Here is a 7,244-nt window from a genome sequence, read left to right on the forward strand (position 1 = left end):
CGGGGGCGGGGACGGGGGCGGGGGCGGGGGCGGGGGCGGGCGGGTGAGTGTGGAGTCGATCTTGCGCCGGGCACAGCGCGGTGGCAGTGTCTGCAGCTGATCACACCGGGACCGGAGGGCCAAGGCCGTGAGTGGCGCGCGGAGTTCGACCGGGCCGGCCCGGGTTCCGGTGCGGGTCGCGAGAATTGCGCGGGTCCGTGGACCGGAAGGCCGGGTCACGCGGCTCAGCGCCCCGGCCGCAACAGGGTGTGGACGGCAGGGTGAACGGAACGGGGCGTCGAGGGAAGTGGAGTTGACCGCGTATTCGGGTGTGCGGCATCTCGCCCCGGTAGCAACGGGACGACACTGCGGACAGACGGCAGCATGAGCAACGGGAGGTTCCATATGGCGCAGGGATCCGGAAGAGACGTCGGGCGGCGGGCCGTACTGCACGGCGGCGCCGCGGCGTCCGCGGCGCTGGCTCTGCCGACGCTGTCCGGGGCGGCGCCCGCGCAGGCGCTGGCGGGGCGGCCGAAGGCGCGCTGGGGCGTACAGGCGGGGGATGTGACGAGCTCGTCGGGGCTGGTGTGGGTGCGCTCCGACCGTCCGGCCCGGATGATCGTCGAGACGTCCGCGACCGAGTCGTTCCGCAAGGTCAGGCGGAGCCTGGGCCCGGTCGTCGGCCCGGGCACGGACTTCACGGGGACCACCGCGCTGCACGGCCTCCCGCCGGGCGAGCAGGTGCACTACCGCGTGGTGCTCGCCGATCCGGACGATCCCCGGCGCACCGGTGAGCCGGTGTACGGCACTTTCCGTACGGCGCCGGTGCGGCGGAGCGACGGTGTGCGGTTCCTGTGGTCGGGCGATCTCGCGGGTCAGGGCTGGGGCATCAACCCGGACCGGGGCGGCTACCCGATTTTCGAGGAGATGCGCCGGCGGAACCCCGACTTCTTTCTGTGCAGCGGTGACAACGTCTACGCCGACGGTCCGATCGCGCCGAGCGTCACGCTTCCGGACGGCCGGATCTGGCGGAATGTCACCACGGAGGAGAAGTCGAAGGTCGCCGAGTCCCTCGCGGAGTTCCGCGGAAACTTCCGGTACAACCTGCTCGACGAGCAGCTGCGACGCTTCAACGCACAGGTGCCGGGCATCGTGCAGTGGGACGACCACGAGGTGCTCAACAACTGGTACCCGGGCGAGATCCTCGAGGACCCGCGCTACTCCGAGAAGAGGGTGGACGTGCTCGCGGCACGCGCCTGGCGGGCGTTCAGCGAGTACTACCCGGTCTCGACACTGCGCCCGAACGGCGACGGCCGGGTCCACCGGGTGGTGCGGCACGGTCCGCTGCTGGATGTCTTCGTCCTGGACATGAGGACGTATCGGAACGCCAACTCGCCCGGCCGGCAGCCGGAGGAGAAGCAGGGCATCCTCGGGGCCGGGCAGCTGGCGTGGCTGAAGCGGGAGCTGTCGCGCTCGCGCGCGACGTGGAAGGTGATCGCCTCCGACATGCCGCTGGGGCTCGTCGTCGCGGACGGAACGACGGACTTCGAGGCCGTCGCGCAGGCCGACCCGGGTGCTCCGCTGGGCCGTGAACTGCAGATCGCGGAGCTTCTGCGGCACATCAAGCACCAACGGATCACCGGCACGGTGTGGCTGACGGCCGATGTCCACTACACGTCGGCGCAGCACTACGACCCGTCGCGGGCGGCGTTCCAGGACTTCGCGCCCTTCTGGGAGTTCGTGTCGGGGCCGCTGAACGCGGGTGGCTTCCCGGCGGTGAAGCTGGACGGGACCTTCGGACCCGAGCAGTCCTTCGTGAAGGCGCCCACGCGTGCCAACGTCTCGCCGCTCGAGGGCGGCCAGTACTACGGCGAGGTGGACATCGACGGGCCCAGCGGGGAGTTGACCGTACGGCTGCGCGAGGAGGGCGGAGCCGTCCTCTTCACCAAGGTCCTCCAGCCGGGCCGGGTGGGGCAGTGACTGCGGGTGACCGGCGCTCCGCGGCGGCACCCGGCCCGCCGGGGAGCGCCGGTCACCCGGCAAATCGGCGACACCCGGAAAACAACGGTCCGCGCCATCCAAAACTGACCGAAAACGGTCTGTAGAAGACTAGAAGCATACTTAACCCATCGGTCACAAAGCGTTTGTGATCACGCAACACCCATCCGGCAGGGTGTTGCCATGACTGATGTGACATCCGCGAAGAGCTCCCGCCGTCCGCACCACTGGAGGCGGGATCTCATCGAGCTGGCCGCCCTGTTCACCGCCGTTGCGGTCGCCGACGCGATCGCCAACATGATCGTGCATGGCCCCGAGGGGCCGGTGCTGCTGGTGACCTCCGCCGTCGCCCTGGCCGCCACAGCGGGATTCCACACATGGTGGGCCCGCCGCCACAGCCATGCCCCGCCGGTCACGGAGCCCGGCGATCCGGGAGGCAGCGCCGGCAGCGCTGCCGCAGCGTCCGGCAACGCGGCCTCGGCAGGCCCGGACCTGTCGGGGACCGCGCTGTGGCGGATGCGGACGACCGTACGGGACGAGCCCGGGAGCCTCGCCGTACTGTGCACCGCGCTGGCCAGGCACCGTGTGGACATCCTGACCCTCCAGACCCACCCGCTGTCCGACGGCACCGCCGACGAGTTCCTGCTGCGGGCCCCGGCCGCCCTGGCACCCGCCGATCTGACCCGGGAGGTCGCCGCGGCAGGTGGCACCGGCACCTGGATGGAGCGGGCCGACGCCCACGACCTGGTCGACACCCCGACCCGGGTGCTGAATCTCGCGACCCGCACCGCCCTCGACGCGGCGGAACTGCCCCTCGCGCTGCGGCAGCTGCTCGGCCGCTGCACGATCCACTCGCTGCCGGCGCAGTCGCTGAGCGGACAGCCGATGGCCGAGCCGGTGCCCGAGGAGGGGGTCCTGGAGGACACCGTGCTGCGGCTGCGCGACCCCTCCGGCGGGGCGATCACCATCGAACGGCCGTATCTGCCCTTCACCCCCACGGAGTTCGCCCGGGCCCGCGCCCTCGTCGAGCTGGACGCCCGGCTCGGCCCGCGGGTGCCGCGGAGCCGGGACGTGCTGACGCTGCCGGAGGGCAACGAGATCACCGTGCGGCGGGCCGATGCCAAGGACCTGGTCGCCGCCCGCGAGATGCACGACCGCTGCTCCGCCCGCACGCTGAGCCTGCGCTACCACGGCCCGGTCGGCGACGCGGACCGCTACCTCAGCCATCTGCTCAGCCCCCGCTACGGCCGCACGCTCGCCGTGCAGACCACGTCCGGGCGGCTCGTGGCCCTCGGCCATCTGCTGTGGGACGGCGACGAGACCGAGGTCGCGCTGCTCGTCGAGGACGACTGGCAGCGCCGCGGGATCGGTGCCGAGCTGCTGCGGCGGCTCGTCGCGCTGGCGACCGAGGCGGCCTGCGACAGCGTGTACGCCGTCACCCAGTCGGCGAACACCGGGATGGTCGCCGCCATGCGCGGGCTCGGCCTGCCGCTGGACTACCAGATCGAGGAGGGCACCCTCGTCATCACCGCCCGTCTCGCGCCGGCTCCGGTGCGCTCCCCCGGGACGCACGGGTCACCCGGCGGGCCGGGTCCGCGGGCCGCGTATCAGCCGGCCGAGCGCTGACCCTGCGGGAAGCGCCGAGCGCGCGGTCGAGGTCCCGCCACAGGTCCTCGGCGTCCTCCAGACCGACCGACATGCGCAGCAGCCGGTCGCTGACCCCTGAGGAGCGGCGGTCGCCGGCGTCCACGATGCGATGACTGATCGAGGCCGGATGCTGGATGAGCGTGTCGACGCTGCCGAGGCTGACCGCCGGGGTGATCAACCGCACCCCGGCGATCACCTCGTGCGGGTCACCGTGCACCTCGAAGGCCACCATCGCGCCGCCCAGCTTCGGGTAGTGGACCCGGGAGATGCGCGGGTCGGCGGCCAGCCGGCCGGCGAGCCGCGCCGCCGAGGCGGATGCGGCCCGTACGCGTACGGGCAGGGTGGCGAGACCGCGCAGCAGCAGATATCCGGCGAGCGGGTGAAGCACTCCGCCGGTGGCGAACCGCACCTGGCGCAGCTGCCGGGCGAATTCCTCGTCACAGGCCACGACACCGCCGAGGACGTCGCCGTGACCGCCCAGGTACTTCGTCGCGCTGTGCAGCACGATCCGCGCGCCGAGTTCGGCGGGCCGCTGGAGGACGGGCGTGGCGAAGGTGTTGTCCGCGAGCAGGGGCACCTCGCCGCAGGCATGGGCGACGGCCCGCAGATCGGTCTCGGCCAGTGTCGGATTGGCCGGCGACTCCACCATGACCAGGCCCGTGTCGGGGCGGATGGCGTCGGCGATGCCGGCCGGGTCGACCCAGGTCACCTCGCTGCCGAGCAGTCCGGCGGTCAGCAGGTGGTCGCTGCACCCGTACAGCGGGCGGACCGCGACGACGTGCCGCAGTCCGCTGCTGATCCGTACCAGCAGGCAGGCGGTGAGGGCCGCCATGCCGCTGGCGAAGGCAACGGCGCTCTCGGTGCCCTCGAGGCGGGCGAGAGCCGTCTCGAAGCGGCCGGTGGTGGGGTTGTCGAGCCGGGCGTAGACCGGCGGGCCGTCGAGTTGCTCACCGGTGGCGGCGAACGCGTCGAGCCTGGCCGCCTCCGCCCTGCTGTCGTGGGACGGGTACGTGGTGGACAGGTCCAGCGGCGGCGCGTGCAGACCGAGCTCCGCGAGATCTTCGCGGCCCGCATGCACGGCTTCGGTGGCGAGTGAACGCTGTGGTGTCCCGGCTGTCGTCTCCATGGCCCCGATGCTGAACAGTCACCGGACCTTGGCGGAAAATCTCCGTGTTATGTTCGGCCAATGGCCGAATCGATACCTTTGGATCCGGTGGATCTGCACATTTTGCGGTTGCTGCAGAACGACGCCCGGATCACCTACCGCGATCTCGCGGCGGAGGTCGGCGTCGCACCGTCCACGTGTCTGGACAGGGTGGCGCGGCTGCGGCGCTCCGGGGTGATCCTCGGGCACGAGCTGCGGCTCGACCCGGCCAAGCTGGGGCGCGGGCTCGAAGCCCTGCTCCTGGTGCAGGTGCGGCCGCACCGGCGGGAGCTGGTCGGGCCGTTCGTCGAGCGGATCCGCGCGCTTCCCGAGTCGCGGGCGCTGTTCCATCTGACCGGTCCGGACGACTATCTGGTCCATGTCGCGGTCTCCGGCACCGCCGATCTCCAGCGGCTGGTGCTGGACGAGTTCACCTCGCGGCGCGAGGTGGCCCGGGTCGAGACCCGGCTGATCTTCCAGCAGTGGGAGTGCGGCCCGCTGCTGCCACCGGAGACGCCGCGCCCACGGCCGTCAGGGACGTAGCAGGCGAATGGTGGTGACGCGGCGGCCCCTCCCGTACGAGGATGAGCGCATGTCCGACATCAACAGCAACCCGTTGCCCCGTCAGGTCGCCGACGCCTACGTGGACGCCCTGATCGAACTCGACCCGGTCATCGGCACGTATCTGGGGGTGGCGTCGAGTTCCGGCCGGCTCCCGGACTTCTCCCCCGCCGGACAGCAGGCGCTCGCCGACCTGGCCCGTACGACACTGGACGAGCTGACCGAGGCGGAGGCCCGGCCCGGCGCCGGGGACGACGCCGAGCGCCGCTGCGCCCGGCTGCTGCGGGAGCGGCTGAACGCCGAACTCGCGGTGCACGACGCCCATGAAGGGCTGCGCGCGGTCAGCAATATCCACTCGCCGGTGCACGCGGTCCGCGAGGTGCTCACCGTGACACCGACCGCGACCACCGAGGACTGGGCGGCGGTCGCCGACCGGCTGCACGCCGTCCCGGCCGCACTCGACGGCTACCGCGCCTCGCTCGCCGAGGGCCTGGAGCGCAAGCTGCCCGCCGGTCCGCTCCAAGTGGCCACCGTCATCGAGCAGTTGGACGACTGGGTCGGCAAGGACCGCAGCTGGTTCGCCGAGTTCACCGCCGACGGGCCGAAGGAGCTGCGCAGCGAGCTCGACATGGCTGCCGCCGCCGCGACCGGCGCCTTCGCGGATCTGCGGGACTGGCTGCGCGAGAAGTACGCACCGGCCGTCGAGGGCTCCCCCGACATCGTGGGCCGGGAGCGCTACGCCCGCTGGTCGCGCTACTGGAACGGGACGGACCTGGACCTGGAGGAGGCCTACGCCTACGGCTGGTCGGAGTATCACCGGCTGCTGGCCGAGATGCGCACCGAGGCGGAGAAGGTCCTGCCCGGCGCGGCCACCCCTTGGGAGGCCCTCGCCCACCTCGACGAGCACGGCCGGCACATCGAGGGCGTGGAGAACGTACGGGTCTGGCTCCAGGCCCTGATGGACGAGGCGATCGAGGCGCTGGACGGTACGCACTTCGAACTCGCCGAGCGCGTCAAGCGGGTCGAGTCGCGGATCGCCCCGCCCGGCGGCGCCGCGGCCCCGTACTACACCCAGCCGTCGATGGACTTCTCCCGCCCCGGCATCACCTGGCTGCCGACGATGGGTGAGACCCGCTTCCCGGTCTACGACCTGGTGTCCACCTGGTACCACGAGGGCGTGCCCGGCCATCACCTCCAGCTCGCGCAGTGGACGCATGTCGCCGACCGGCTCTCCCGCTACCAGGCGACGGTCGGCGGGGTGAGCGCGAACGCCGAGGGCTGGGCGCTGTACGCGGAGCGGCTCATGGACGAACTGGGCTTCCTCAGCGACGCGGAGCGGCGGCTGGGCTATCTGGACGCGCAGATGATGCGCTCCACGCGGGTGATCGTCGACATCGGTATGCACCTGGAGCTGGAGATCCCCGCGGACTCGCCCTACCACCCGGGCGAGCGCTGGACGCCGGAGCTGGCGCGGGAGTTCTTCGGTATGCACAGCGGCCGTCCGGCGGACTTCGTCGACAGCGAGCTGATCCGGTACCTGGGCATGCCGGGACAGGCCATCGGCTACAAGCTCGGCGAGCGCGCCTGGCTGAAGGGGCGCGAGGCGGCCCGCCGGGCTCACGGGGACGCCTTCGACGCGAAGAGGTGGCACATGGAGGCGCTGTCGCTGGGCTCACTCGGCCTGGACGACCTGGTCGAGGAGCTGTCCCGGCTCTGAGGCGGTTGCCCGCGAGCGGCTCCGCGCGTGAGGTCTGTACGTGAGCATGCCTGCACGTGAGCATGCCCCTTCGCGAGAGGCGCGTCCGGCCGGTGGCCCGACCACCCCCCGGCGGGGGGGGGCCCCCCCCCCCCCCGCGCCTCCACCGGGTCGCGGCCCCCGCGCGGGGGGGGGCCGGGGTGCCGGGGAGGGCCGGGG

At 72.3% G+C, this 7,244-nt stretch carries 5 protein-coding genes; 4 read left to right on the top strand and 1 reads right to left on the bottom strand.

Annotated elements, in window-relative coordinates; translation table 11 throughout:
- The first annotated feature begins 384 nt into the window (after positions 1–384).
- Together ABZW18_RS33930 and ABZW18_RS33935 are read left to right on the top strand one after the other, a co-directional pair.
- Positions 385–1,959: an alkaline phosphatase D family protein gene (locus ABZW18_RS33930; RefSeq protein ID WP_356195181.1), complete on the top strand. Its 1,575-nt coding sequence runs from the start codon at positions 385–387 to the stop codon at positions 1,957–1,959.
- A gap of 201 nt (positions 1,960–2,160) precedes the next feature.
- The gene (locus ABZW18_RS33935; protein WP_356195173.1) at positions 2,161–3,603 is read left to right on the top strand and encodes a GNAT family N-acetyltransferase; all 1,443 of its coding nucleotides are present in this window, start codon (positions 2,161–2,163) and stop codon (positions 3,601–3,603) included.
- On the opposite strand, the gene ABZW18_RS33940 is transcribed toward ABZW18_RS33935, so the two are convergent.
- Positions 3,503–4,750, bottom strand: coding sequence for a PLP-dependent transferase (locus ABZW18_RS33940; protein ID WP_356195175.1), 1,248 nt, complete (start codon positions 4,748–4,750; stop codon positions 3,503–3,505). The genes ABZW18_RS33935 and ABZW18_RS33940 overlap by 101 nt on opposite strands.
- 60 nt (positions 4,751–4,810) lie before the next feature.
- Here ABZW18_RS33940 and ABZW18_RS33945 point away from each other — a divergent pair, with 60 nt between their 5' ends.
- Together ABZW18_RS33945 and ABZW18_RS33950 are read left to right on the top strand one after the other, a co-directional pair.
- Positions 4,811–5,311, top strand: coding sequence for an Lrp/AsnC family transcriptional regulator (locus ABZW18_RS33945; RefSeq protein WP_356195177.1), 501 nt, complete (start codon positions 4,811–4,813; stop codon positions 5,309–5,311).
- Positions 5,312–5,360: 49 nt separating this feature from the next.
- Positions 5,361–7,046 carry a DUF885 domain-containing protein gene (locus ABZW18_RS33950; protein ID WP_356195179.1) on the top strand — a complete coding sequence of 562 codons (1,686 nt, stop codon included), beginning with the start codon at positions 5,361–5,363 and terminating at the stop codon, positions 7,044–7,046.
- Positions 7,047–7,244: the final 198 nt, after the last annotated feature.

This window comes from Streptomyces sp. NPDC004647 (genome assembly GCF_040609575.1).
Lineage (GTDB): Bacteria > Actinomycetota > Actinomycetes > Streptomycetales > Streptomycetaceae > Streptomyces.